Origin of the sequence: Streptosporangium sandarakinum (assembly GCF_050942225.1) — a bacterium.
Lineage (GTDB): Bacteria > Actinomycetota > Actinomycetes > Streptosporangiales > Streptosporangiaceae > Streptosporangium > Streptosporangium nondiastaticum.
Window position 1 is genome coordinate 5,622,617 of sequence record NZ_CP192034.1, and the last position, 23,922, is coordinate 5,646,538.

20 protein-coding genes are annotated in these 23,922 nt (G+C 70.8%); 11 read left to right on the plus strand and 9 right to left on the minus strand.

The genetic code is table 11. The annotated features are described in order from the left end of the window. Positions 1–354 precede the first annotated feature (354 nt). Positions 355–762, minus strand: a complete 408-nt coding sequence (locus ACQP10_RS26140; RefSeq protein WP_346022840.1) for an ATP-binding protein — start codon at positions 760–762, stop codon at positions 355–357. Positions 763–952: 190 nt separating this feature from the next. On the opposite strand from ACQP10_RS26140, the gene ACQP10_RS26145 reads away from it, so the two are divergent. The 3 genes from ACQP10_RS26145 (at position 953) to ACQP10_RS26155 (ending at position 2,753) form a co-directional block, all read left to right on the plus strand. After that, positions 953–1,780 (plus strand): helix-turn-helix domain-containing protein, encoded by an 828-nt coding sequence (locus tag ACQP10_RS26145; RefSeq protein ID WP_229810954.1) that lies wholly within the window; start codon positions 953–955, stop codon positions 1,778–1,780. Positions 1,781–1,804: 24 nt separating this feature from the next. Next, positions 1,805–2,032: a DUF397 domain-containing protein gene (locus ACQP10_RS26150; RefSeq protein WP_179828771.1), complete on the plus strand. Its 228-nt coding sequence runs from the start codon at positions 1,805–1,807 to the stop codon at positions 2,030–2,032. A 304-nt stretch (positions 2,033–2,336) separates the two neighbouring features. Further along, positions 2,337–2,753 carry a carboxymuconolactone decarboxylase family protein gene (locus ACQP10_RS26155; protein ID WP_346022841.1) on the plus strand — a complete coding sequence of 139 codons (417 nt, stop codon included), beginning with the start codon at positions 2,337–2,339 and terminating at the stop codon, positions 2,751–2,753. Positions 2,754–2,907: 154 nt separating this feature from the next. Here the strand turns inward: ACQP10_RS26155 and ACQP10_RS26160 are convergent, their stop codons facing one another. Then, positions 2,908–4,167: a nucleotide sugar dehydrogenase gene (locus tag ACQP10_RS26160; RefSeq protein ID WP_346022842.1), complete on the minus strand. Its 1,260-nt coding sequence runs from the start codon at positions 4,165–4,167 to the stop codon at positions 2,908–2,910. Positions 4,168–4,875: 708 nt separating this feature from the next. Between ACQP10_RS26160 and ACQP10_RS26165 the strand changes: the two genes are divergently transcribed. The 6 genes from ACQP10_RS26165 (at position 4,876) to ACQP10_RS26190 (ending at position 11,769) form a co-directional block, all read left to right on the plus strand. Beyond that, positions 4,876–6,816 carry a DUF4082 domain-containing protein gene (locus ACQP10_RS26165; RefSeq protein WP_433539913.1) on the plus strand — a complete coding sequence of 647 codons (1,941 nt, stop codon included), beginning with the start codon at positions 4,876–4,878 and terminating at the stop codon, positions 6,814–6,816. A gap of 255 nt (positions 6,817–7,071) precedes the next feature. Then, a complete protein-coding gene (rffA, locus tag ACQP10_RS26170) occupies positions 7,072–8,208 on the plus strand; it encodes a dTDP-4-amino-4,6-dideoxygalactose transaminase (protein WP_433539914.1) in 1,137 nt (378 codons plus the stop codon). A gap of 43 nt (positions 8,209–8,251) precedes the next feature. Then, the gene (locus tag ACQP10_RS26175; protein WP_346022845.1) at positions 8,252–8,851 is read left to right on the plus strand and encodes a GtrA family protein; all 600 of its coding nucleotides are present in this window, start codon (positions 8,252–8,254) and stop codon (positions 8,849–8,851) included. Then, entirely contained in the window at positions 8,848–9,915 is a 1,068-nt protein-coding gene (locus ACQP10_RS26180; RefSeq protein WP_179827282.1) for a glucose-1-phosphate thymidylyltransferase, read from the plus strand. Before ACQP10_RS26175 ends, ACQP10_RS26180 begins: the two co-directional genes overlap by 4 nt. Next, positions 9,912–10,886, plus strand: coding sequence for a dTDP-glucose 4,6-dehydratase (gene rfbB / locus ACQP10_RS26185; RefSeq protein ID WP_346022846.1), 975 nt, complete (start codon positions 9,912–9,914; stop codon positions 10,884–10,886). The genes ACQP10_RS26180 and rfbB overlap by 4 nt, the downstream gene beginning before the upstream one ends. 151 nt (positions 10,887–11,037) lie before the next feature. Beyond that, the gene (locus ACQP10_RS26190; RefSeq protein ID WP_399499280.1) at positions 11,038–11,769 is read left to right on the plus strand and encodes a class I SAM-dependent methyltransferase; all 732 of its coding nucleotides are present in this window, start codon (positions 11,038–11,040) and stop codon (positions 11,767–11,769) included. A gap of 72 nt (positions 11,770–11,841) precedes the next feature. Here ACQP10_RS26190 and ACQP10_RS26195 read toward each other — a convergent pair whose 3' ends face one another. Genes ACQP10_RS26195 through ACQP10_RS26205 form a run of 3 tightly spaced genes read right to left on the minus strand, consistent with a single transcriptional unit; the run spans position 11,842 to position 14,154 of the window. Next, entirely contained in the window at positions 11,842–12,354 is a 513-nt protein-coding gene (locus tag ACQP10_RS26195) for a GNAT family N-acetyltransferase (protein WP_346022848.1), read from the minus strand. 10 nt (positions 12,355–12,364) lie between these two features. Then, positions 12,365–13,087, minus strand: a complete 723-nt coding sequence (locus ACQP10_RS26200) for a WbqC family protein (protein WP_433539915.1) — start codon at positions 13,085–13,087, stop codon at positions 12,365–12,367. A 50-nt stretch (positions 13,088–13,137) separates the two neighbouring features. Beyond that, positions 13,138–14,154, minus strand: coding sequence for a glycosyltransferase family 2 protein (locus ACQP10_RS26205; protein ID WP_346022850.1), 1,017 nt, complete (start codon positions 14,152–14,154; stop codon positions 13,138–13,140). Between the two features lie 300 nt (positions 14,155–14,454). On the opposite strand from ACQP10_RS26205, the gene ACQP10_RS26210 reads away from it, so the two are divergent. Both ACQP10_RS26210 and ACQP10_RS26215 read left to right on the plus strand, forming a co-directional pair. After that, entirely contained in the window at positions 14,455–17,619 is a 3,165-nt protein-coding gene (locus ACQP10_RS26210) for a DUF4082 domain-containing protein (protein ID WP_399499282.1), read from the plus strand. 18 nt (positions 17,620–17,637) lie between these two features. Further along, positions 17,638–18,750 (plus strand): glycosyltransferase family 4 protein, encoded by a 1,113-nt coding sequence (locus ACQP10_RS26215; RefSeq protein ID WP_433539916.1) that lies wholly within the window; start codon positions 17,638–17,640, stop codon positions 18,748–18,750. 13 nt (positions 18,751–18,763) lie between these two features. On the opposite strand, the gene ACQP10_RS26220 is transcribed toward ACQP10_RS26215, so the two are convergent. The 4 genes from ACQP10_RS26220 to ACQP10_RS26235 all read right to left on the minus strand — a co-directional run bounded on the left by ACQP10_RS26220 (position 18,764) and on the right by ACQP10_RS26235 (position 23,871). Beyond that, complete coding sequence (locus ACQP10_RS26220; RefSeq protein ID WP_346022853.1) at positions 18,764–20,068, minus strand: lipopolysaccharide biosynthesis protein; 1,305 nt, start codon at positions 20,066–20,068, stop codon at positions 18,764–18,766. A gap of 43 nt (positions 20,069–20,111) precedes the next feature. Next, positions 20,112–21,251 (minus strand): glycosyltransferase, encoded by a 1,140-nt coding sequence (locus ACQP10_RS26225; RefSeq protein WP_433539917.1) that lies wholly within the window; start codon positions 21,249–21,251, stop codon positions 20,112–20,114. A gap of 86 nt (positions 21,252–21,337) precedes the next feature. Beyond that, positions 21,338–22,591, minus strand: a complete 1,254-nt coding sequence (locus ACQP10_RS26230) for a hypothetical protein (protein WP_346022855.1) — start codon at positions 22,589–22,591, stop codon at positions 21,338–21,340. 149 nt (positions 22,592–22,740) lie between these two features. Next, positions 22,741–23,871, minus strand: coding sequence for a glycosyltransferase (locus ACQP10_RS26235; protein ID WP_346022856.1), 1,131 nt, complete (start codon positions 23,869–23,871; stop codon positions 22,741–22,743). Between the last annotated feature and the right edge of the window lie 51 nt (positions 23,872–23,922).

Genomic DNA, 23,922 nt, shown 5'->3' on the forward strand with positions numbered 1-23,922 from the left:
GCCGGGCCGGGGAGGGCCGGGACATGAAGGACCGGGGCATGAAGGGCAGGGTCACGGAGCGCCGGGCCGGGGAGGGCCAGGGCATGGAGGGCCGGGGCGCGAAGGGCGGCCCCGCCCAGGCACGTCAGGGCCAGGAGTGTGCGCGCCACGGTCGGCCGGCGTCTCATCGGTGTCCTCCGGGCACCGATCCAAGCGGCCGCCGCGCGTCCGCGCCGGGAGACGGGCGGAGCCGTTGACCGGTGATGACCCGCATTTCGGCTCCGGCGTACCCGGCCCGGGGGGGAGCGGTCCAGATCCGCCCGGCGCCGGCCGGGAGGGCCGGGGCACGAGCCGGTCGCGGAACCGTGGCCGTCGTCAGAAGTCGACCTCGAACCAGAGGGTACGGGGGTCGCCGTGGCAGCCGTCGTCGACGCCCCAGCGGCCGGCGAGCAGGTCGACCAGGAACATCCCGCGGCCGCTCTCCGCGTCGGGGTCGTTGCGCACGTGCGGCGCCGAGGCGCCCGAGCCGGCGTCGGAGACCTCGACGCGGACGACCCCGGCCCCGAGCTCCGTGGTCATCGTGACCGCGCCGCCGCCGCCCGACCCGGAGTGCACGACCGAGTTGGTGACCACCTCGCTGACGAGGAGGACGACGTCCTCGTACGCGGGGTGGCACTCCCCCAGGAGCTCCCGGACCCGGCGCCGGGCCACCGACACCGATTCCGGGACGCCCCGCAGGGTGAGTGTTAATCGAGGTTGAACCGTCTGCTGCCGCGTTGTCATGATCGGCCTCGCTCCCCGGACCCGCACATTCCCATGCGCGTCGCGCTCTGAGATGGCACACTCACTCACGGTGAACTGTTCTACCAGGGACTTCAATAGCTCATATTGAAATTCCACAGTTTTCTTGTCCAAGGACGGAGATACGTGCATGGCTACCCGGCGCAGTCCGACAGCTCGGCATCGCCGTCTCATGGCCGAGTTGACGCGGTTGAGGGAGGACAGCGGGCTGTCACGGGCGGAGGTGGCGGAGCGGATCGGCTCCACCGACACCACCGTCTGGAGATACGAGACGGGTCTCACCCGTCCCAAACCCTCCGACGTGGCGGCCCTCACCGATGTGTACGGCGTGACGGGCGCGGCCCGGGAGACCCTGGTGCAGATGGCCAGGGAGGCCCGGCAGCGTGGCTGGTGGCATCGCCACCGGCAGACTCTGAAACCCGGCTTCGACTCGTACATCGGGCTGGAGGCGGAGGCGTCGGTGGTGCGCTCCTACGAGCCACTGGTCGTCCCCGGCCTGATGCAGACCGAGGCCTACGCGCGTGCCGTCATCGAGGTGACCACCGTGACCCACGCCCCTCCTGAAGTCGATGAGAAGGTCACCGTACGCATCTCACGCCAGCAGTTGCTGCACGGCCCCGGCGAGCCGATCCAGCTCGTCTCCGTGCTCGACGAGGCGGTGCTCCGCCGCCAGGTCGGCGGGCCGAAGGTGATGCGCGAGCAACTGGAGCACCTCGTCGATCTCGGCAAGCTGCCCAACGTGGAGATCCGGGTCATCCCGTTCTCCGCGGGGGCGCACGCCGCGATGGACGGCCCGTTCTGCCTGCTGGGCTTTCCCGAGCCCGGCGATCTCGACCTGGTCTATCTGGAGCAGGCGGCGAGCGGGCTCGTCCTGGAGGATCCGGACGAGGTGCGCCGGTACACGCTCATGTTCGGGAGCCTCACCGCGATGGCTCTCAGGGCGGACGCCTCGGCCGCCTTCATCGCGGAGCTGGCGAAGAAATGTTCCAACCAGCGATAGGAAGAAAGAGTGCAGAGGTCCACCATGGATCTGTCCAGCGTCGCGTGGCGCAAGAGCAGCCGCAGTACCGGAGGGAACTGCGTCGAAGTGGCGATCGTGCCCGGTGACCCGGCTGTGGCGGCCCACAAGGCCCAGGCGGACGAGCTCTACCTCGTCCGTGACTCCAAGGATCCGGACGGCCCGGCCCTGGCCTTCACCCAGGGCGAGTGGGACGCCTTCGTCGGCGGGGTCAAGGACGGCGAGTTCGGCTGACAGATCTCCCACCGGGGAGCCGGTCCGCCGGCTCCCCGGTCCGGCCGGAGGCTCCCGCCTCCGGCACCGACAACAGGGCCGGGAGTCCCCTCGGGGGCTCCCGGCCCTTCCCGTTCCTCCCCCGCCGGCACCCGACCGTCGTGTAACGTCCGCCGCCTATTCACACGACATAGTGATAAATATCCGGGCCGAAGGTCGGCTGTGGCTTTTCCCGGAGCGGGAAATGACCAACGATGGACGGGGTGAGACGCCACCCATCGTGCTCGTCCCCGGCCGACCGGCCGGCGACGGACCTGGAGTTCCCATGAACCAGCGTTCGGACGACAGCACCCGCGACCGCCAGGCGCGCGGATTGGAGATCATGAGACGGGTCCACGGCGGGGACGACGCCGGAGACGGTTCCGCGGCGGCCGGCGTGGGGCGGGGCGAGGGCGCCGGCGACTTCTTCGGCATGACCGTGGAGCACCTGTTCGGCGAGGTGTGGTCCCGGGAGGGGCTGAGCATGCGCGACCGCAGGCTCCTCCTGCTCGGCCTCCTCGTCGGCCAGGGCATGGACGACCTGGTGGAGATCCAGCTCGACGCGGCGCTGCGGACCGGCGAGCTCACCCCGGACGAGCTCCGCGAGATCGTCATCTTCCTCACCCACTACGCCGGGTGGCCCCGCGGCTCCCGGCTCAACACCCAGGTCGAGGAGCTGATCGCCCGCGTCATGCGCGCGTAGCGGACCGCACGACCGGCCGCGCGAGACTCTGATCGTCCGCGTCATGCGCGCGTGGCGGACCGCGCGGCGGCCCGCCGTACGGCCGGCCGCGCGAGACGGCGGAGCCGGGCCGCCCGCGCCCGCGCCGGCCGTACGGGGGGACGGCCGGGACGGCTCAGAGGTGCTCGACGTTCGGTCCCCGGCAGCGGCGGCGCGTGTCGAAGACGAACGGGCTCACCCGCTGGACCTGCTCGTAGTCGAAGCGGTCGTGGTCGGTGAGGACGACCACCGCGTCCGCCTCCGACAGCTCCCGTTCGGTCGCCTCGACCAGTTCGATCCCGGGTGGCGCGAGGTGGGCGTCCACGTGGGGGTCGGCGGCCCGCACGTCCGCGCCCAGCTTGACCAGGGACCTGGCCACCTCGATCGCGGGCGACTCGCGGCAGTCCCCGGCGTTGGCCTTGTAGGCCAGGCCGAGCAGGAGCACCCGGCTGTCCCGCAGCGGCCGGCCCTGCCGGTTCAGCGCGAGGATGAGCCGGTGCACGACATGGTCGGGCATGTGGTCGTTGATGTCGTTGGCCAGCTCCACGAAACGGAAGTTGTGCCCCAGGGCGCGCTTGACCTTCCACGACAGATAGGAGGGGTCGATCGGCAGGCAGTGCCCGCCGACGCCGGGACCGGGGGTGAAGCGCAGGTAGCCGAACGGCTTGGTGGAGGCGGCGTCGATGGCTTCCCAGACGTCGATCCCGAGTTGCTGCGCGAAGATGGAGAGCTCGTTCACCAGGGCGATGTTGACGTGCCTGAAGGTGTTCTCCAGGAGCTTGCACAGCTCGGCCACCTGGAGCGAGGAGACGCAGACGACGTCCCGCACGATGCGCCCGTAGAACTCGGCGACCTTCCGCAGGGACGCCTGGTCGATTCCGGACACGACCTTCGGGGTGTTCTCCAGGTGCCAGTGCGGGTTGCCGGGATCGATGCGCTCGGGGCTGTAGCCGAGGAAGAAGTCCTCCGGCGTGCACAGTCCCGACCCCTCCTCCAGCAGCGGCCTCAGGTACTCCTCCGTGGTCCCGGGGTAGGTGGTGGACTCCAGGATCACCGTGGCGCCGGGCCGCAGGAGCGGGGCGATCGACTCACCGGCCGAACCGATGTGCCTGAGGTCGGGGACGCCCTCGCGCAGAGGCGTCGGCACGGTGATCACACAGACGTCGAAGCCCTCGGCGTCGGCGTAGTCCGTGCTGGCGAGGTAGCGGCCTGAGCGATGGGCCGCCGACAGCGTCTCCTCACTGACGTCCTCGACGTACGACTCGGCGGCGTTCAGTCGCTTGACCCGCCATTCGTCGACGTCGACGCCCACCACGTCGAACCCCGCTTCGACGGCCCGCATCGCCAGCGGCAGCCCTACGTATCCCTGGCCGACAACGACCAGCTTCTCCCCCATATCCGCACCCCCGTCACTTAGAGCGATATACCCCCGACTGTAAGAGTCCGGTGCGCTTGCGATGCTGTTTCGGCCGCGGACCGGGCGTGTCGTTCCCAGGCGGGGTCGTCACGGCGCCGGAGACGCGACGGAAAGACCACCACTCATAACGCATAAGTCAAATAATGGGCGAAATGGCGAGTGAGTAAATTATATTTCATCGACGCGCTAAAAGACGTCTTTTGTGCTTTTCCGAAGAGCCGGACGCACCCGCACCGAGGCACAGTCGTCAGCGTACGGCGCGGCGCCCTCCGCCGGCACGGCGTATCCGCGCGTTCTCCCGCACCGCCTGCCGTGGGCGCACCGGACCGCGGACACGGCGAGCGACACACGAGCCGGGCGGGCGCCGCGAGATCTCACAACCGGTCTCAGGCCACGGGGCACACCGGACGCCTGACCCGGCACGAAGCCAGCGAGGAGTTGTGTCGTATGTCCGATCCCTATCGCGATGCCGTCGGCCCGCGGACCGAGATGACCCCTGTGTCACAGGAGCCGAGGCGCGGGAGGACCCGCCGATGGTTTCCGGCGCGCCCAGGCCGGACGGCCGGCCGCGCCGCGCGGCCCGCGCGGCGGGTCGCCACCGCGCCCGGGGGGAGAGCCGGCCGGTCGAGGGTCCTGCCGCGGAACGGTCCCCGTGCCTGGCTGAGGACGTCCGTCACCGCCGCTCTCGTGCTGGGCGCGGTCGCCGGGACGCAGTGCGACGCGGCGGCGACACCGCCCCTGAGCATCGGCAGCGCCATGCCCTTCGCGGCGCTGGCCGGAACCGCGGTCGTCAACACCAACCTCACCTCGATCACCGGGGACCTCGGGGTGAGCCCGGGTTCGTCGGTGGTCGGCTTCCCCCCGGGCACCGTGTCAGGCACCGTCCACGGCGCCGACGCCGTCGCGGCGCAGGCCAAGGCCGATCTGATCGCCGCCTACAACAACGCGGCCGCGCGGACGCCCGACGCCACCCTGGCCCCGCAGCTGGGCGGGACGACCGTGAACCCGGGCGTCTACAACTCCACCGACGGGACCTTCGCGATCAACGGCACGCTCACCCTCGACGCGCAGGGTGACCCGGACGCCGTCTTCATCTTCCAGGCGTCCAGTCTCACCACGGCGAACGTCAGCAACGTCAGCCTCCTTCGCGGCGCACAGGCGAACAACCTCTTCTGGCAGGTCAGCGGCAACACGACCCTGGGCACGTACTCCACCTTCCGGGGGAACCTCCTGGACCGGAACTCGGTCACGGTGAGCGGCGGCGCGGCCGTCTTCGGCCGCGTGTTCGCCCTCAACGGCACGATCAGCACCCAGGGCACCACCAGCCTGCCGGCCACCCGCATCACCGTGCCGAACGACCCGCCGACCACCACGACCGTGTCCTCGTCCCCCAACCCCGTCTGGGTGGACCGGCCGGTCACCTTCACCGCCACGGTGGCGGCGACCAGCGGCACGGTCGTTCCCGCCGGCGAGGTGGTCTTCAAGGACGGCCCGACCATCATCGGCTCGGCCTACCACAGCGGTCTGGCGCCGGCCACGTTCACGACCTCGGGCCTCTCGGCGGGAGACCATCACATCACCGCCGTCTACCTGGGCGGGGACACCTTCGACCACGAGGCCGTGATCCACTTCGCCCCGAGCACGTCACCCGAGCTGATCCAGTCCGTGTCGGACAGCCTGTGGGACAAGAAGGCCACACCGGCGGTCCCGGCCCAGCCCGACTCCCAGGACGTCACGATCGGGGTGAAGTTCAAGCCCGCCACGGACGGCGTCATCACCGGCGTGCGCTTCTACAAGGCTCCGCAGAACATCGGAACCCACTTCGGAAGCCTGTGGACCAGCGGCGGCACCCTGCTCGCGAACGCGACCTTCACCAACGAGACCGCCTCCGGCTGGCAGCAGGTGAACTTCGCCGCACCGGTCCCGGTCACCGCGGGCACCACCTACGTCGCCTCCTACTACACCGGCGGCCGTTACTCGGTGACCAGGCCCTACTTCACCGCGCCGTACGTCAACGGCCTGCTCACCGCGCTGGCGGACGGCACCGAGGGCGGCAACGGGGTGTACACCTACGGCCCGACGAACGCCTTCCCGACGAGCACCTTCCAGGCATCCAACTACTGGGTCGACGTGGTGTTCAGACCGTCGAACAGCCTGTGGGACGCCACGGCCACACCGGCGACCCCGGCCCAGCCCGACTCCCAGGACGTCTCGGTCGGGGTGAAGTTCAAGCCCGCCACCAACGGCGTCATCACCGGCATCCGCTTCTACAAGGCGCCGCAGAACAACGGAACCCACATCGGGGGCCTGTGGACCAGCGGCGGCACCCTGCTCTCCAGCGCGACCTTCACCAACGAGACCCCCTCCGGCTGGCAGCAGGTGAACCTCCCGGCACCGGTCCCGGTCACCGCCGGCACCACCTACGTCGCCTCCTACCACACCGGCGGCCGCTACTCGCTGAACAGGCCCTACTTCACCGCGCCGTACACCAACGGCCCGCTCACCGCGCTGGCGGACGGCACCGAGGGCGGCAACGGCGTGTACACCTACAGCCCGGCCAACGCCTTCCCGACGAGCACCATCCAGGCCTCCAACTACTGGGTCGACGTGGTGTTCGAAAGCACCTGACGCCGTACCCGCCGCGGCCGGCCGCGGCGCGGGAGGCTCCTTCCGGCGCCCCCGCGACGCGGCCCCGGGCCTTCCGGCTCCTCACGAAAGCGGAATCCCAAAAGCCATGGAATATCGCTGATACCGGTATAGGCGGCTTGGAGAGCACCGAGCGGCAAAAGTAAAAACTGTGTGATCCTTCCCCAGGAAATGGGGTGTGATGTGTGGCGACAGCCCGGTTTGTTGTTCACTGCGGCAGTGAGCCCAACCCAAGTGATGACAGTCCCCTTCAACCGGACGCATATCTCAGAAAACGAGTTCGGCTATCTCGCGGAGGCCGTACGCGGGGGATCGACCTCCGGAGACGGGCCGTTCACCCGCCGGGCCGCCGACCTCCTGGAGAAGCTGACCGGGTCGGGCCGTGCGCTGCTGACCACCTCCTGCACGCACGCGCTGGAGCTGTCGGCGATCCTGCTGGACCTGCGGCCCGGTGACGAGGTGATCATGCCGTCGTTCACCTTCGTGTCGACGGCCAACGCCTACGCCCTGCGCGGGGCCGTACCGGTGTTCGTCGACTGCAGGCCCGACACCCTGAACCTCGACGAACGCCTGGTCGAGGCCGCGATCACCGATCGCACGCGGGCCGTGGTGGCCGTCCACTACGCGGGTGTCGGCTGCGCGATGGACGTCATCTGCGGACTCGCGGAACGCCACGGCCTGACTCTCATCGAGGACAACGCCCACGGGCTGGGCGGGTCCTACCGGGGCCGGCCCCTCGGGTCGTTCGGAAGCATGTCGGCGCAGAGCTTCCACGAGACGAAGAACGTCCAGTGCGGGGAGGGCGGCGCGCTGCTCCTGAACGACGCCGGCCTCGTCGCGCGGGCCGAGATCGTCCGGGAGAAGGGGACGGATCGCAGCCGGTTCTTCCGCGGCCAGGTGGACAGGTACCGGTGGGTCGACATCGGTTCGAGCTATCTGTCGTCCGACGTCCTCGCCGCGCTGCTGACCTCCCAGCTGGAGTCCTTCGAGGAGATCCAGGCCCGGCGGCACGCCGTGTGGCGGAGGTACCACGAGGAGCTGGCGGACTGGGCGGCGGAGAACGGGGTCTCCCAGCCGATGGTCCCGGACGGCTGCGCGCATCCCGCGCACCTCTACTACCTGCTGCTGCCCGGCCTGGACGACCGTCAGGCGTTCATCGCCCACCTTTCGGGCAGGGGGGTGCAGGCGGCGTTCCACTACCAGCCGCTGCACACCGCCCCCGCGGGCGTGCGGTACGGGCGGGTGGCGCCGGGCGGCTGCCCGGTCACCGAGGACGTCGCGGACCGCCTGGTACGGCTGCCGCTGTTCGCCGACCTGGACGAGGCCGGCGTGACCCACGTGATCGACGCCGTCCGGGCCCACCGGGTGGGCTGATCCCCGCTCCCGTCTCCCGACCACCGTTCGGAGTGACCGCCGTATGGTCGAAACCGCAAGTCAGCAAGCCCGCGACGGGACCGCGCGTCCCGGACGGCGGGTTCCGGTCCCCGTGCTCGGGGGACGTCGCGCCGGATACCTGGCGGCCGGCGCGATGACGGCCGTGATCTATCACGTCCTCCTCGGCCTGGGGCTGCTCGCCACCGACGGCGCGGTTCCCTACGTGGTCCTGCTCGTGGCCGGTCACCTGGCCACCTCGTTGATCGTCTATCCCTGGTACAGGCTGGTGGTCTTCCGGGCCTCCGGAAGCTCGTGGGTCATCGGTTACCTGCGGTTCTACACGGTGGGGCTGGGTTTCCTGGCGACATCCGTCGTCGGCGTCCCGCTCCTGGTCGAGCTCACCGGCGCCCCGGTCCTGGTGGCGCAGGGCCTGATCGTGGTCGTGAGCCCGCCGCTGGGCTACGTCGTCCACCGGACCTGGACCTTCTCCGGCGGCGGGGAAACCCGGCTCTGGAAACGCATCCCGTGCTCTTCGACGGAACGCAGGGCGTCGTCGAGCCGTCTGCCGGAACCGCACGGACATCCGGACGGGCGGACCGTCCTGCGCCCAGGAATCCCTCACGGAAGGACCCAAGGATCATGAAGGCGCTCGTTCTGGCGGGCGGCAAGGGATCGAGGCTGCGTCCGCTGACCTACACCTCGGCGAAGCAGCTGGTCCCCGTCGCCAACAAACCGGTGCTCTACTACGGGCTCGAAGCGATACGGGACGCGGGCATCCACAGCGTCGGCATCGTCGTCGGCGACACTGCTCACGAGATCCGGGAGGCGGTCGGGGACGGCTCGCGGTTCGGCCTCGACGTGACCTACATTCCCCAGGAGGCCCCCCTGGGTCTCGCCCACTGCGTCCTGATCGCCCGGGAGTTCCTCGGCGACGAGCCGTTCGTGATGTATCTGGGGGACAACTTCCTGGTGGACGGCATCGCCGGTCTGGTGGAGGCCTTCCGCGGGTCCGGCAACGACGCCCAGATCCTGCTCACCAGGGTCGCCGAACCGCAGTTCTACGGGGTCGCGGAGCTCGGGCCGGACGGTGAGATCATCGGGCTGGAGGAGAAGCCGGAGCACCCGCGCAGCGACCTCGCGATCGTGGGGGTCTACACCTTCTCCCCCGCCGTCCACGAGGCGGTCCGGGCGATCACGCCCTCCGCCCGCGGCGAGCTGGAGATCACGGACGCGATCAAGTGGCTCATGGACAACGGCGGCCGCGTCCGCTCGCACTTCGTCAGCGGATACTGGAAGGACATCGGGCGCCTGCAGGACATGCTGGAGTGCAACCGCATCGTCCTGGAGGCGATCGAGCCGAACGTCCGGGGAACCGTGGACGGGTTCTCGGAGATATCAGGACGCGTCCTCATCGAGCCGGGGGCGCTGGTGGAGAACTCGGTGATCCGGGGGCCCGCGGTCGTCGGGGCCGACAGCAAGATCAGCAGCTCGTACATCGGCCCCTACACCTCGATCGGCGCGAGGTGCGTGCTGGAGAACGCCGACGTGCAGTACAGCATAGTTCTGGAGGACTCCGCCATCAGAGGCGTCCCGGGGCTCACCTACTCCCTGATCGGCCGGAACGTCGAGGTCAGCCGGGCCAGGGGGGTTCCCAACACACATCAGCTCATGGTCGGCGACCACAGCAGAATCCAGGTGCGGGCATGAAGATCCTCGTTGCGGGCGGCGCCGGGTTCATCGGCTCCCACTACGTGCGCTCGCTGCTGTCCGGTGAATACCCCGGCTACGAGAACGTCCAGGTGACGGTGCTGGACAAGCTCACGTACGCGGGCAACCCGGCGAACCTGCGCCCGGTCGCCGAACATCCGCGCTTCACGTTCGTCAGGGGGGACATCACCGACGTCGGGCTGCTCGCCGACGTGGTGCCCGGCCACCACGTGATCGTCAACTTCGCGGCCGAGACGCACGTCGACCGCTCGATAACCGGCCCCGAGGACTTCGTGGTCACCAACGTCCACGGCACGCAGCGGCTCCTGCAGGCGGCGCTCGACACCGGCGTGCGCACGGTCGTCCAGGTCTCCACCGACGAGGTGTACGGGTCCATCGCCGAGGGGTCCTGGACCGAGTCCGAGCCCGTGCTGCCCAACTCCCCCTACGCGGCCTCGAAGGCGGGAGCCGACCTGCTGTGCCGCGCCTACCACCGGACCTACGGGCTCGACGTACGGGTGACCCGCTGTTGCAACAACTACGGCCCCCACCAGTACCCGGAGAAGCTCATCCCGCTCTTCGTCACCAACCTGATCGACGGACGGCGGGTGCCCCTGTACGGCGACGGCCGGAACGTCCGTGAATGGCTGCACGTCGACGACCACTGCCGGGGCATCCAGCTCGTGCTGGACAAGGGTTCGGGCGGCGAGGTCTACAACATCGGCGGCGGCGTCGAGCTGACCAACCGCGAGCTCACGGAACGCCTGCTGGCCGCCTTCGGCGTGGGCTGGGAGATGGTCGAGCCGGTGCCGGACAGGCTCGGGCACGACCGGCGCTACGCCCTGGACAGCGGCAAGATCGAGCAGATCGGCTACGCGCCCCTCGTCGGCTTCGACGAGGGACTCGCCCGGACCGTGCGGTGGTACCGCGACCACCAGGAGTGGTGGCGCCCGCTGAAGAGGGCCGGCTGACGGCCGCCGGGCGCCGTGGCCCGCCGGGCACCCCCGGCGGCCCCGGCGCCCCGGCCACGCCTCCCGGGTCCGCCGCGCCCCGGGTACCCAGGCTCGCCTGACAAGGCCGCGGCTACCTGTCGTGTGTACGGTTCCCGGAAAGGTGTGGGCCATGGAGGCCACTCAGATTCGCCGCACGGTCGAGGTGGAGGACCGGCACTGGTGGTATCGCGAGCGACGCGCCATCCTCGCGCGCGAGCTCCGTGAACTCCGCCGGTTCGGCGTGCCCGGCAGGGCGCTCGACATCGGCGCGGCCGGGGGCGGCAACACCCGCGTGCTCGTCGGGCACGGGTGGGACGCGCTGGCCGCGGACTACTCGGAGACCGCGGTGGAGCTGGCCCGCGCGCGCGGCCTGCAGGCGGTCCACGCCGACGCCCGGGACCTGCCGCTGCCCGACATGCGGTTCGATCTCGTCCTGGCGTTCGACGTGCTGGAGCACATCAGGGAGGACCGTGAGGCCGTCCGCGAGATCGTGCGCGTGCTCCGGCCGGGAGGGACCGCGCTGGTCACGGTTCCGTGCGACATGGCCCTGTGGTCGGCGCACGACGTCGCCTCCTCCCACGTCCGCCGGTACACCCGGGAGGGCCTGAACGCCCTGCTGACCGGGGAGGGCCTGGTCATCGACCGCCTGTGGAGCTGGAACGTCCTGCTGAGACCGGTCGTCGCCTGGCGCAGGAAGCGCCTCACCGGATCCGACGTCACGGAGATGCCGCACCTGGTCAACATGGGTCTCGGCGCCGTCGTCATGGCCGAGAGATACCTGCCGGTCAAGTCGCTTCCCGGGGTCTCCCTCATCGCGAGGGCGCACCGTCCCGGGCCGGCCGCGGGGCACCCGTCCCGCTGACGTCTCCCCGGCCGGGCCCGCGTCGCCGGGTGCCGCCGCGCGGCGGCACCCGGCGACGCGGAACCCCCGGGTTCACCGGGCCGGGCGCAGCACCGAGTAGAGGGCCTGGTCGTGCCAGCGGCCGTCCCGCCACTGGGCGCGGCGCAGGATTCCCTCGCACTCGAAGCCCGCCTTCTCCAGAGCGCGCCGCTCGCCGTGGTTGGCGACGTCGGTGAACGCCTGGACGCGCTCGGCCCGGGTGTGGGCGAACAGGTAGTCCACGAGCTGGCCCTGGGCCCGGGTGCCGACCCCCTTGCCGCGGAAGCCGGCGAAGACGCAGATGCCCAGCGCCCAGCACCAGCAGGTGGCGTCGGGTCCCCAGCTCGTCATCCACCACACCACCCAGCCGGCCGGGTCGCCGTTGACGTCGATGGTGAGGCGCCCGGAGCCGGGGGCGAGGAATCCGTTCTCGGCGAACTCCCGGCGCAACGCGTGCGGGGAACGGTGCCCGTACCACTGGAACTCGCCCCTGAGCTCCGGGGTGGCCCGTTCCGTTTCGAAGGCGTCCAGGTCCTCCTCGCGGACCGGCCGCAACATGATCTCCATGACCTTCCTCTCAGGGATGAGCCGGTGCCCGCCGTGGCGCGCCCGACGGAGTGGTCTTCAGGTGCTCGGCGGCCTTCGGCCCGGTGCTGAGGATGAGGTCGAGGACGCTCACCCGGTGGTCGAACGGCGGATGGAGCTGCGGGTACTCGGGATAGCCCGAGTAGTCGAACCACCGGACGCCGATTCCCTCTCTCCGGAAGAGGTCCTCGTCGAGGTAGGCCCGCGCGGCCGGGCCGGTGACGTACTCGGTGGCGCCCGCCTTGCGGCACAGGTCGACGAGGCGTTCCGTCTTCGTCCCCGCCGCGCGGTAGTCGGCGGAGGGGCGCAGTTCGGTCCCGATGCCGAGGATCGAGCAGATCCCCTCGAGGAAGTGCCGGTTCACCTCGGACAGCCGGTCGCTTCCGCATTCGAGGTAGAGCCTCTCCAGGGCCGGTGCGGACTCGTCGAAGCAGGGGGCCCTCCGGTAGGTCTGCGTGAGGATCCGCCAGTGCGCGACGTTCCAGCCCGGGTCGGCGACCGTCATCTCGCTGATCAGCCGGCTGCGAGGGCCGCTCCTGAGCGGGATCGAGAGCCACCTGGGACCCGTCGCCGTCTTTATGCGGTTACGGTTGCGCCAGTCCCTGTCGGTGTACTGCACATCGTCGAGAAGGATGAACTCGTCGACGCCGGCGATCAGATCGAAGTACCCCTTCCACGGGATGTAGTTCGACTGCACTATCGCGACACGTTTCACGCGTTCCACTCCTCCGGCCGGTTCGGGCACCGCGTTCGTCCCCGCCGGGGTCACCGGGCGGGTCCCAGCGTCCGTGAATGCCGGCCCCCGGGCGGGCTGAGGTGCCCCCCGTCGGCGTCGGAGGTCATCGACAGGCCGGGGCCGTGACTTTCGGACCGTTCGCGGATGATGTACGTCGGGCGTCCCATCCGCTCCGCGTGGATCCGGCCAAGGTACTCCCCGATCACGCCGAGGGCGACCATCTGGGCGGAGGCGAACAGCGAGATCATGGTCGCCGTCGAGGTGAACCCCTTGACCGTGGTGTCCCCGCACCAGTAGCTCCAGAGGAAGACCGCGAGGAGGACGGTGCCGAGCGCCCCCGTCAGCAGCCCGCAGTAGGTGACCAGGCGGAGCGGGATGCTGCTGTAGGCGACCAGGACGCCGATCGCGTGCCGGACGAGCATCGGGACGGTGTAGTTGGAGTGCCCGACGGACCGGTGCTCCATGTTCACCCGGACGGTCCCGATCCGGGTGGTCGCCCACGAGAACGCGATGTCGATCTGGGTGTACGGTCCCGTGACCCCGTCCAGCGCCTCCCGGAGAAAGCTGCGGAAGGCGCGGAACGAGCAGATGTCCCCGCTGTTCTCCCCGCCGAACCGCCCGGAGAGCCCGATCTTGAGGGACCTGGAGGCGAGGTCGCGCAGGAGTCCGTGGGTCCCGGAGCGCGGGACCGCGTAGACGAGGTCGAGGTCGGGCCGGAGGGCCGCCAGGAGCCGGGGAACCTCCTCCGGCGGATGCTGGAGATCGTCGTCCATGGTCACCACGACGTCGTAACGGACGCAGCGGATACCGGCGACGAGGGCGTTGTGCTGCCCGTAATTCCGGGCCAGCAGCAGCGCACGGACCGTTTCGTGCCGGTCAGCGAGCTCTTGGGCCGTTTCCCATGTGTTGTCCGGCGAGCCGTCGACGACGAGCACCACCTCGAACGCGGAGGCCACGTCCGGCAGAACGGCGAGGAGGCGGCCGACCAGTGCCGGAAGCGTCTGCGCCGATCGATAACACGGGATCACGACGGATACGCGGGTCATGGCAGCAGTCTCACCAATGCCGGACCCATTCACCGGGAGCGCAGGTTCGGATTTACCCTATATTGGCGAAGCCCGGGATGAATCCGAGTTGTTTCACATCGCCGGAAAGACGATCCGGGGGCCGCGACGAACCGGGTTCTTCTGCTGATCGCCGCTCCAGAGGAATTTCACGTCAGATGTCCGTCGAATATGGGAATCGCCGCTTCTACCAGTAATACCGGCCAGAGGGTGATCTCGTTATTTTTCGCTTAGCGGCCTCACCGGTGAAGGCCCGTCCAGGTACGCGAGCGGGGGTTGCACATGCGGGACGACGAGAAGAGACGCGGCGCGGGACGGCGACGGGCGGTTCCGATCGCCGTGCTGGTCCTCGGCGTCTGCGTCGCGGTCGCCATCGGCCTGCCCCAGGCCGTCTGGGCGCAGTCCCGCACCCCGGGCGCCGACCGGAGCGCCGACCGATTCGCGGCGCAGGCCGACTGCCCCCCGACCTCCGAGATCTGCCTGGAGAACAGCCTCCCCGGCAACCCCTACAGCGAGTGGAACGTGCCCGGGGCCGGCAGCACCCACATCCAGGGCTACCCGGTCCAGATGAGCGTCAACAAGGGAGAGACCGCGCAGTTCAAGGTGAGCACCCCCGCGACCGCCTACCGCATGGACATCTACCGCGTCGGATACTACGGCGGCATGGGGGCGCGGAAGATCACCACGATCAGGCCGTCCGTGCCGCTGCCCCAGACGCAGCCGGCCTGCCTGAGCGACGCGGCGACCGGGCTGATCGACTGCGGCAACTGGAGCGTGTCCGCCTCCTGGGCGGTGCCGGGTGACGCCGTCTCCGGGGTCTACCTCGCCAACATGGTCAGGGAGGACGGGGTGAGCGGCGTCAGCCAGCTCATATTCGTCGTCCGGGACGACTCGGGCGGCTCGGACCTGCTGGTCCAGACCGCCGACGCGACCTGGCAGGCGTACAACACCTACGGCGGAAACAGCCTGTACGTGGGCAGTCCCGCCGGACGCGCCTTCAAGGTCAGCTACAACCGCCCGGTCATCACCCGCGCGAAGTGGCCGGAGACCTACTTCTTCGACTCCGAGTACCCGATGGTCCGGTGGCTTGAGGCCAACGGCTACGACGTGAGCTACACCTCCAGCATCGACACCGCCTCACGGGGCGCGGAGCTGCTGGAGCACAAGGTGTTCTTCGCCATGGGCCACGCCGAGTACTGGTCCAACGACATGCGGGACAACGTGCAGAACGCCCGGGACGCGGGCATCAACCTCGCCTTCTTCACCGGAAACGACGTCTTCTGGAAGACGAGGTGGGAGAACGGAATCGACAGCAGCGGCGCCCCGTTCCGCACGCTCGTCTGCTACAAGGAGACCCTGGCCAACGCCAAGATCGACCCGAGCCCCCAGTGGACCGGCACGTGGCGGGACCCCCGCTTCTCGCCGCCCTCGAACGGCGGCAGACCGGAGAACGCCGTCACCGGCACCCTGTACCGGGTCAACGGCAACGTCAACGACTCGATAGTCGTCCCCGCGGAGTACGGCCCCATGCGCCTCTGGCGCAACACGTCGATCGCGACCCTCCAGCCCGGCGAGCAGGCGGTGTTCCCCGCCGGAACGCTGGGATACGAGTGGAACGAGACACCGGAGGACGCGTTCACCCCGCAGGGGCCGGTGAAGCTCTCCGAGACGACGCTGGCCAACCCCACCAAGATCCTGCTCGACTTCGGCGGCACGTACGGCCCCGGGGTGGCCACGCACCACCTGACGCTCTACAAGGTCACGAGCGGCGCGCTCGTCTTCGGCGCGGGGACCATCCAGTGGTCGTGGGGCCTGGACGCCAACCACGACCGCGGGGCCGGAACCCCCACGGACATCCGGATGCAGCAGGCGACGGTCAACCTCCTCGCCGACATGCGGGTCCAGCCGGCGTCCCTCCAGGCGGGCCTGGTCCCGGCGACCCCGTCGACGGACGTCACCCCCCCGACGTCGGCCATCACCTCCCCGTCGAGCGGCGCCTCGGTGGCGGGGCAGACACCCGTCTCGATCCAGGGGACGGCGGTCGACGCCGGAGGCGGCGTCGTGGCGGGCGTCGAGGTCTCGGTCGACGGCGGCGGCACGTGGCAGCAGGCGACAGGCCGCGCGAACTGGAGGTTCGACTGGACGACCGGCGCCTCCGGCCCGGTGACGATCCTGTCCCGGGCGGTCGACGACATCGGCAACGTGCAGAAGACCCCGACCGCCCTGAACGTCACCGTCAACGCGGGATGCCCCTGCACGATCTGGCCGCCGGACGCCACGCCCGCCGAAGCCTCGAAGAACGACCCCGTGGGAATCGAGGTCGGGGTCAGGTTCCGCTCGGCGAGCGAGGGCTTCATCACGGGGATCAGGTTCTACAAGGGCCCGACCAACACCGGAACGCACATCGGCAACCTCTGGACCAATACGGGGACGCTCCTGGCGACCGCGACGTTCACCAACGAGACGGCGGGCGGCTGGCAGCAGGTGAACTTCTCGACGCCCGTCCCGGTGCGCGCCGGCACCACCTACGTCGCCTCCTACTTCGCGCCCGTGGGGAACTACGCGGTGACGAGGGACTACTTCAACAAGGCCTACTCGAACGGCCTGCTCACCGCGCTCGCGAACGGCACGGACGGCGGCAACGGCCTGTACACCTACAGCAAGGTGAGCACCTTCCCGACCAGCACCTACAGGGCGACCAACGCGTGGGTCGACGTGGTGTTCACGGCGTCGAGCAGCCTCTGGGACGACACGGCGGTGCCGGCCGTCCCGACCCAGCCCGACTCCAAGGCGGTCGCCCTCGGCCTGAAGTTCCAGGCGTCGGTACCGGGCTTCATCAGGGGGATCAGGTTCTACAAGGGCCCGCAGAACACCGGGGCCCACACCGGAAGCCTGTGGACCCTCGACGGCCAGCTGCTCGGGAGCGTCACCTTCACCGGTGAGACCGCGTCCGGGTGGCAGCAGGCGATCTTCCCCACGCCCATCCCGATCGACGCGAGCACCACCTACGTGATCTCCTACCACACGACGTCGGGGTACTACTCGGTCACGAGACCGTACTTCACCACGCAGTACTCGCGCGGCCGGCTCACCGCCCTCGCCGACGGCGCGGCCGGAGGAAACGGCGTGTACACCTACAGCGGGACGAACGTCTTCCCGACCAGCACCTACAAGGCCGCCAACTACTGGGTCGACGTGCTCTTCGACGGCACCCAGACCCCGGCCGCCGCCGCTGCGGCGGCAGCGGCCCCGCGCCGGGGTTCCGCCCCGGACCCCGCGGGGCGTTCCGCTCCGGACGCCGCGGAGCCGCCCGTAGCGGGCACCGGCGACTCCCGTGACGCCGCGGGGCCGTCCGCGGCGGGCGCCGGCGGCTCCCGCGACGCCGCGCCGGAGAGAAGCCGGCCCTCGCCGCGGGGGGCCGGCGGACCGGCCACCCGCCTCGCGTGACCGGATCGGGGTGCGCGCATGAGAATCGTCCGCGTGAGCTACCGGGTGCCGCCCGAGCGGGGCGGCAAGGAGCGGCACGTCGACTGCCTCACCCGGGAGCAGCTGGACCGCGGCCACGAGGTGGCGCTCGCCTTCCGGCGCGGGAGCACCGTGCCGGAGGGGGCGGCCGTGCTGCCGCTCCGGCCGACCGTGCCGTCCCGGATACTCGCGGCGAGGTCCGACGTCCTCGCGTTCGCGGCGGAGGTGGCGCACGCGCTGCGGCACGCGGGCCGGGCCGATCTGGTGCATCTGCACGGGGACCACGTCGAGGCGGCCGTCCTGGGACCGTTCTGCCGGCGACGCGGCGTGCCGCTGGTGCTCACCGTGCACGGCGCCCTCTCCCGGCGCCATCACCGGGTGGCGCGCAGGGCGCTGGGCGCGGTCGACGCGTTCATCGCCCTGGGGTCCCGGCCGGCACGCGATCTGGTGGAGCTCGGCGCCGACCCGCGCCGCGTCCTGACCATGTCGAGCGGGCTGGACCTCGCGGGCATGCCGTGTCCCGGGCCCCCGGCGGACCGGGAGCCGGGCCTGGTCGTCAGCGTCGGTTCCCTGGACCCGGTGAAGAACCACGATCTCGTGATCGAGGCGGTGCGCCTCGTCCGCCGTACCAGGCCGGAGGTCCGCCTGGTCATCGCCGGTGACGGCCCGGAGCGGAGCCGGCTGTCGCGGCTCCCGGAGGCGGGCGGCCCGATCGAGCTGGCCGGCCCGCTCTCCCGGGACGAGGTGTACGGACTGCTCCGGCGGGCGCAGGTCTTCGTCCTCGCCTCGCGCCGCCTTCCCGGCAAGGGAGAGGGGGTGCCGACCGCGGCGCTGGAGGCGCTGGCCCTCGGCACCCCCGTGGTCCTCTCGTCCGAGGCCTCCCTCGACCCGGTCGTCCGGGACGGCGGGGCCTACCGCACGTTCGAATCCGGCTCGCTGGACGGGCTGGTCTCGGTCCTCGGCGCGGTGCTCGACGACGAGGAGGAACGCGACCGGATGAGCGCGCGCGGGCCGCGGGCGGTGGCGGACCTGGGCTGGCCGGCGGTCGCGGGCCGGGTCGAGGAGTGGTACCGCGTCGCCCTGGACGCGGCACGGCCCGGCGGCGGGCGGTGAGACCCGCCTCCGGTCACGGCCGCCGTGCGAGCACCGTCCGGGCGCCGCGCCCGGCGCAGGAGAGCAACGAGACCACGGAACGCAGGTCGGAGGGCCGGGGCAGCAGGTCCCGCGCACCGGCTCCGGCCGTCCGGGCGAACCACAGCACCTCGACCACCGCCATGGCGGTGTAGCTCACGCTGGAGGCCAGCGCGGCCCCGGCGGCGCCGTACCGCGGTATCAGCACGGCGTTCATCCCGAGGTTCGCCGTGAGGGCGCCCACGGCGACGGAGGCCATCGTCATGGGGCGGCGCAGCCGTACCAGGTACTGCTCGACCGGCCGGAGAAGCGACCACGCGACCATCCCGGTGGCGAGGAAGAGCAGCGGCGTCACGCTCCCCGCGAAGGGGGCGCCGTACAGCAGGGGGATCAGTGTAGGCGAGGCGACCGCCAGCGCGCCGACGCTGATCGAGGAGAGCAGCAGGTTGAGGCGGATCGTGCGCAGGGTGGCCCCCTGGGCGGACGACTCGTCCTCGACCGCCTGGTGGGGCAGCGTGACCTGTGCCATCGCGTCCGTCGGGATCCTCGCGAGGGACAGGAACGCCATCGCGGTGGTGTACAGGCCCACCTCGGCCGGTGACACGAAGGCGTTCAGCAGCAGGACGTCGACGGTCAGCAGCAGGTGGAAGGCGACCGGCCCTATGTGGTAGCGGCCGGACAGCGAGAGCTGCTCGCGGGCGAGCGCCGCCTCCCCGCGTACGGCGGAGCGGCCGAGCGACCGGACGAACAGCGCGAAGGGCACGACCGTGGAGATCGACCAGCAGACGACCACGATCGGAAGGGTGAGCCGCCCGAGGACCGCGAGCGTCAGGATCGGGAGGTACAGGACGAGCGCCGCCGTGACCACCGATCGGTTGACCAGCCCGTTCTGGGACCGGAGGAGCAGGATCCCCTTGAGGTTGACCGCCGCGACCCCGAACGGCACCGCGGCGAGGGCCATGATCATGAGATGCGGCGCCGGGAGGGGGATGAGGGCGAGCACGGCCCCGAGGGCGACCAGGCCGGCCGCGAGGCCGAGGGCCAGCCCGAGGATCAGGGCGTTGCCCGCGAGGAACCGGCGGCGTTCACGGGCCGGCCAGAACACCATCTGCGACCTTCCCACCGAGAGGTGGCCCAGGGCGATCGCGATCCCGGCGGTGGTCGTGATCGTCGCGTAGACGCCCCGGCCCTCGGGCTGCAGGGCACGTGCCAGGAAGACCCCCGCCATCGCCGCCAGGGCGAGCGGCAGCGCCTGGCTGACCATGGTCTGGACGACCCTCGCGAGGTGGTCCTCGCTCATGGCCGGGGCGGGGAGGACGGGCCGCCCGGGGTCGCGTGTCCGGCTACCGCGCACGGCGGGCCCTCAGGAGCCTGCGGTACAGGACGATGTGCTCCTCGGCGACGACGTCCATGTCGAGGTTCTTCCGCACCCAGGCGCGTGCCGCGTTCCCCAGCGACAGGGCGAGGCCGGGGTCGTCGAGCAGCCGGACGACGCCCTCGGCCAGGGCCGCCGGGTCCGCGGGGGGCACGAGGACGCCGCGGCCCTCCAGCAGTTCGGGGGTGCCGCCCACCGCGGTGGCGACGATCGGCCGGCCCGCGGCCATCGCCTCCATGACCGCGTTGCTCAGCCCCTCGGAGACCGACGGGAGGACCACCACGTCGGCGCGGGCCAGGAGTCCCCCGGTGTCCACGCGGAATCCCAGGAACCGGACGTCCACCCCGAGCGCGCTCGCCTGCTCCTCAAGACTTCGGCGCTCGGCGCCGTCCCCGACGAGCACGAACGTGCACGGACGGCCGCTCCGGGAGAGCAGCGCGGCGGCGTCGATGAGGAACCGGTGGCCCTTGTTCTCGCTGAGACGCGCCACGCACACGATCAGGGGCAGCGCCGTGTCGACGTGTTCCGGCTCGACCGGGTCGAATGCCGGGGCCGGAAGCCCGTTGTAGATCACGCTCACCTTGCGGGCCGGTACGCCCTCGACCTCCCGGGTGCCCTTCGCGATGGCCACCGCGTTGGCGACGACCTGGTCGGTGATGGCCGTCACGGCTCTTTCGAGGGCGACGTACCCCGGGCGCCGCGGCTTGAGGTAGCCCTGCGTGCGTCGTCCCGTGACCACGACCGGAACCCGCGCCAGCCGCGCGGCGACGGCCCCCAGGACGTAACCCTCGTAGAGGAACCCGTGCAGGACGTCGGGCCGGAGCCGTCTCAGCAGCCTGACGAGACGGAGGAACGCCGCCAGGTTCCGGACGAGGCCCACCGGGCCGGGCGACCGGCGGGAGAAGCCGAGACGGTGCACCGCGATCCCCTCGGCGAGGAGGGCCGCCTCACGCGGCCCGCCCTTCGACAGGACGAACACGTGCGTCTCGACGCCCCTGCGGTGCAGCTCCCCCGCGAGCAGGACCAGCTGCTTCTCCGCGCCTCCCAGCCCCAGGTGCCCTGTGACGAGTACGACACGCTGGACATCGGCTTCGTCTTCCACCGCCATGACAGGCCCTTCGCTCGGAACGACATCGATCTTCACTTCTTTCACGGGAGGCGCCGTCGCACCCCGCGACGGGCCCGGGGAGGAGCTCATGTCCGTGAGCCCGGGACGGCGGACGCCGCCGCGTCCGCGGCCGGGACGGGGGGATCGTCCTCCCGGCGCGGCGTCCTGGTCCACGCGATCGCGGACAGCAGGCTCGTGACCATCACGATGGGCATGCGCTGGCGGAAGATGAGACCTATGTTCGACATGGTGGTCGCGTACGCGACCGTGCCCGGGACGACGAAGAGCATGATGATCAGCAGCATTCTCCGGTCGTAGCGCCACAGCCGGCGGAACCCCTCGGCCGCGCAGTAGAGGAGGTAGTACCAGAGCACGGTGTCCACCTTCCCGAGCTGCAGCGCCAGGCTGCCGGACATCCAGGGGAACGGGGCCAGGACCGTGTAGACGATCTTCGGGCCGAGCGCGTTCCAGGCGTTGCCGTCGTCTTCGAAGACCACCCCCGAGCCGCCCTCCGCGTTGGCGAACCGGACCTGTGCCGACTGGCCGCGCTCCAGTTGCTCCTGCAGGATCCCGGCGGGGGCGAACTCGTCGGCGCCCTGGATGACGACCAGGGCGGGCATGGCGAGCGCGGCCACGACGAGAAGGGTCCGCGGGGAGACGGCGCGCCTGATCCGGGTGACGCCGAAGAGCAGCGGCAGGACGCACATGAACACCATGTACGGGCGCACATGCCAGAGCGCCCACAGCAGCGGGGCGAGCAGCAGCAGCTTGCGCATGCCGAAACGCTGCATGTTCGAGGCGGCGAGGGCGAGGCAGGCCATGACGAGGAACGCGTTGAGACCGTCCTTGAACGTGTCGGACGTGTGCAGCAGGAATCCCGGGACGAAGGCCATGATGACGAGCAGCCGGAACGCCGCGCGCTCGTCGGCGCCGACGAGCCGCGCGAACCTGTACATGACGACGCACAGCCCGCAGGCGATGAGAGCGACGACGGCCGTGCACGCCAGCGGTGCCCGCCCGCCGCACAGGTACACGACGATCGCGAAGAGGTGGCAGGGCACCGAGATGGAATAGATGGGGCCGACCTGCTCGGAACTGACGAACTGCACCCCGTGGTGTCTCCAGTACTCGGCGATCTCCACGGCCTTGGCCTCGTAGTAGAGGTTGTCCCCGCCGTAGTCGATGAAGCCGGACCGCGTCACCAGAATGTTGACGGCCAGCCGGACGACGAAGGCGGCCATCAGCACGGAGAGGATCCTCCCTGCCAGCCGCGCCTCGAAGCTCGCGTGGACCATGAGAATGAGCGTCACCGCGACGACGGCGACGACGATGTACTCCATGACGGATCACCTGGTATTCGTCGGCTCGCTGCGCTCGGTCCCGGCCGGGGACGTCCGGCTCCGGGACCCGAAGCGATTCGGGTGGCGGACCGGGAGGGTCGCGGAAGGCTCACGACGGGCGCCGCGGCGTCCCGGCGCGTGGCCGGCGGTCACGAGCAGACCTCGTCGTACAGCCTGTCGAACCATTCCGCCGCCCGGCCGATGTCCATGAGCCCGGCGCTGTCGCGGGCGCCCTCGCGAAGACGCGCGTGGACTTCGGGGCGCATCGCCCGCAGGATGCCCGCGGCGAGGGCGTCCGGGTCCCCGGGCCGGGTGAGCAGGCCGTTCCGCTCGTGCTCCACCAGGTCGGGCACTCCGCCGACGGCGGTGGACACCACGGGCACCCCCGCGGCGAGGGCCTCCATGACGACGACCGGGAGGCCCTCGTAGTCGGAGCTGAGCACGAGGAGGTCGGCGGCGGCGATCAGGTGGCCGGCCTCCGCCACGTGTCCCACGAGTCGCACGCCGTCCAGTCCGAGTTCGGCGACGCGCCGGGTCACCGGCGCGTGCAGCGGGCCGGACCCGGCGAGCAGGAACATCGCGCGCGGCTCCCGGGCGGTCACCTTCGCCGCGGCCTCGACGAGCAGCGCGTGGTTCTTCTGCGGGCGAAGGTTGGCCGCGTGCACGATGAGGAAGGCTCCCTCGGGAACGTCCCACTCCCTCCTGGTCCGTTCCGCCTGCAGCGCCCGGCGGCGCTGTTCCTCGACCCGGACGCCGTGCACGCGGACGGACAGGTTCCGCGCGCGGGCGCTGGTGCGCGCCGCGGCGACCTGCGGGGAGACCGCCACGGTCCGGCTGTCCAGCCAGGCGGTCGCCTGGTCGAGCGCCATCGTCAGGGGCCGGTACCGGACGTTGTGGACGGTCGAGATCAGAACCGGGCGGGTCCTCCACAGCCGGGACGCCGGCCGGAGCAGCGACGCCGGAAGGGGGGAGTGGATGTTGAGCACGTCGGGCTCCAGCCGTCTGATCTCCCGTATGAGGTGAACGGGGCGGAGCGGGCGGGGACGGGAGGTGAGGTCGACGACGCGGATGCCCGCCGCCCGCAGCCGCCCGGTCAGCTCCGCGGTGGCCGCCGTCATGCACACGACGGTGTAGCGCCTGCCCGAGGGAGGCGTGGCGAGCAGCCGTTCCACGAGCAGGACCTCGGCGCCGCCCACATCGAGGGTTTTGATCACCTCGCAGACGTGTGCGCCGCTCACCGCGCCGCCCCGGGCGGGCGGGTCCTCTCTCTGCTCTTTCATGTCTCGAAAAACCTCTCCGTGTGGCCGCGGTCTCGGACCGAAGGTCTCCTG

What these genes read in the sequence shown, in the direction of transcription:
- ACQP10_RS26190 (WP_399499280.1), top strand. Translation starts at nt 11,038, where the DNA reads ATGGAGGCCACTCAGATTCGCCGCACGGTCGAGGTGGAGGACCGGCAC.
- ACQP10_RS26150 (WP_179828771.1), top strand. Translation starts at nt 1,805, where the DNA reads ATGGATCTGTCCAGCGTCGCGTGGCGCAAGAGCAGCCGCAGTACCGGA.
- ACQP10_RS26145 (WP_229810954.1), top strand. Translation starts at nt 953, where the DNA reads ATGGCCGAGTTGACGCGGTTGAGGGAGGACAGCGGGCTGTCACGGGCG.
- ACQP10_RS26155 (WP_346022841.1), top strand. Translation starts at nt 2,337, where the DNA reads ATGAACCAGCGTTCGGACGACAGCACCCGCGACCGCCAGGCGCGCGGA.
- rffA (WP_433539914.1), top strand. Translation starts at nt 7,072, where the DNA reads ATGACAGTCCCCTTCAACCGGACGCATATCTCAGAAAACGAGTTCGGC.
- ACQP10_RS26180 (WP_179827282.1), top strand. Translation starts at nt 8,848, where the DNA reads ATGAAGGCGCTCGTTCTGGCGGGCGGCAAGGGATCGAGGCTGCGTCCG.
- ACQP10_RS26220 (WP_346022853.1), bottom strand. Translation starts at nt 20,068, where the DNA reads ATGAGCGAGGACCACCTCGCGAGGGTCGTCCAGACCATGGTCAGCCAG.
- rfbB (WP_346022846.1), top strand. Translation starts at nt 9,912, where the DNA reads ATGAAGATCCTCGTTGCGGGCGGCGCCGGGTTCATCGGCTCCCACTAC.
- ACQP10_RS26205 (WP_346022850.1), bottom strand. Translation starts at nt 14,154, where the DNA reads ATGACCCGCGTATCCGTCGTGATCCCGTGTTATCGATCGGCGCAGACG.
- ACQP10_RS26215 (WP_433539916.1), top strand. Translation starts at nt 17,638, where the DNA reads ATGAGAATCGTCCGCGTGAGCTACCGGGTGCCGCCCGAGCGGGGCGGC.
- ACQP10_RS26235 (WP_346022856.1), bottom strand. Translation starts at nt 23,871, where the DNA reads ATGAAAGAGCAGAGAGAGGACCCGCCCGCCCGGGGCGGCGCGGTGAGC.
- ACQP10_RS26210 (WP_399499282.1), top strand. Translation starts at nt 14,455, where the DNA reads ATGCGGGACGACGAGAAGAGACGCGGCGCGGGACGGCGACGGGCGGTT.
- ACQP10_RS26175 (WP_346022845.1), top strand. Translation starts at nt 8,252, where the DNA reads ATGGTCGAAACCGCAAGTCAGCAAGCCCGCGACGGGACCGCGCGTCCC.
- ACQP10_RS26230 (WP_346022855.1), bottom strand. Translation starts at nt 22,591, where the DNA reads ATGGAGTACATCGTCGTCGCCGTCGTCGCGGTGACGCTCATTCTCATG.
- ACQP10_RS26140 (WP_346022840.1), bottom strand. Translation starts at nt 762, where the DNA reads ATGACAACGCGGCAGCAGACGGTTCAACCTCGATTAACACTCACCCTG.
- ACQP10_RS26195 (WP_346022848.1), bottom strand. Translation starts at nt 12,354, where the DNA reads ATGGAGATCATGTTGCGGCCGGTCCGCGAGGAGGACCTGGACGCCTTC.
- ACQP10_RS26160 (WP_346022842.1), bottom strand. Translation starts at nt 4,167, where the DNA reads ATGGGGGAGAAGCTGGTCGTTGTCGGCCAGGGATACGTAGGGCTGCCG.
- ACQP10_RS26225 (WP_433539917.1), bottom strand. Translation starts at nt 21,251, where the DNA reads ATGGCGGTGGAAGACGAAGCCGATGTCCAGCGTGTCGTACTCGTCACA.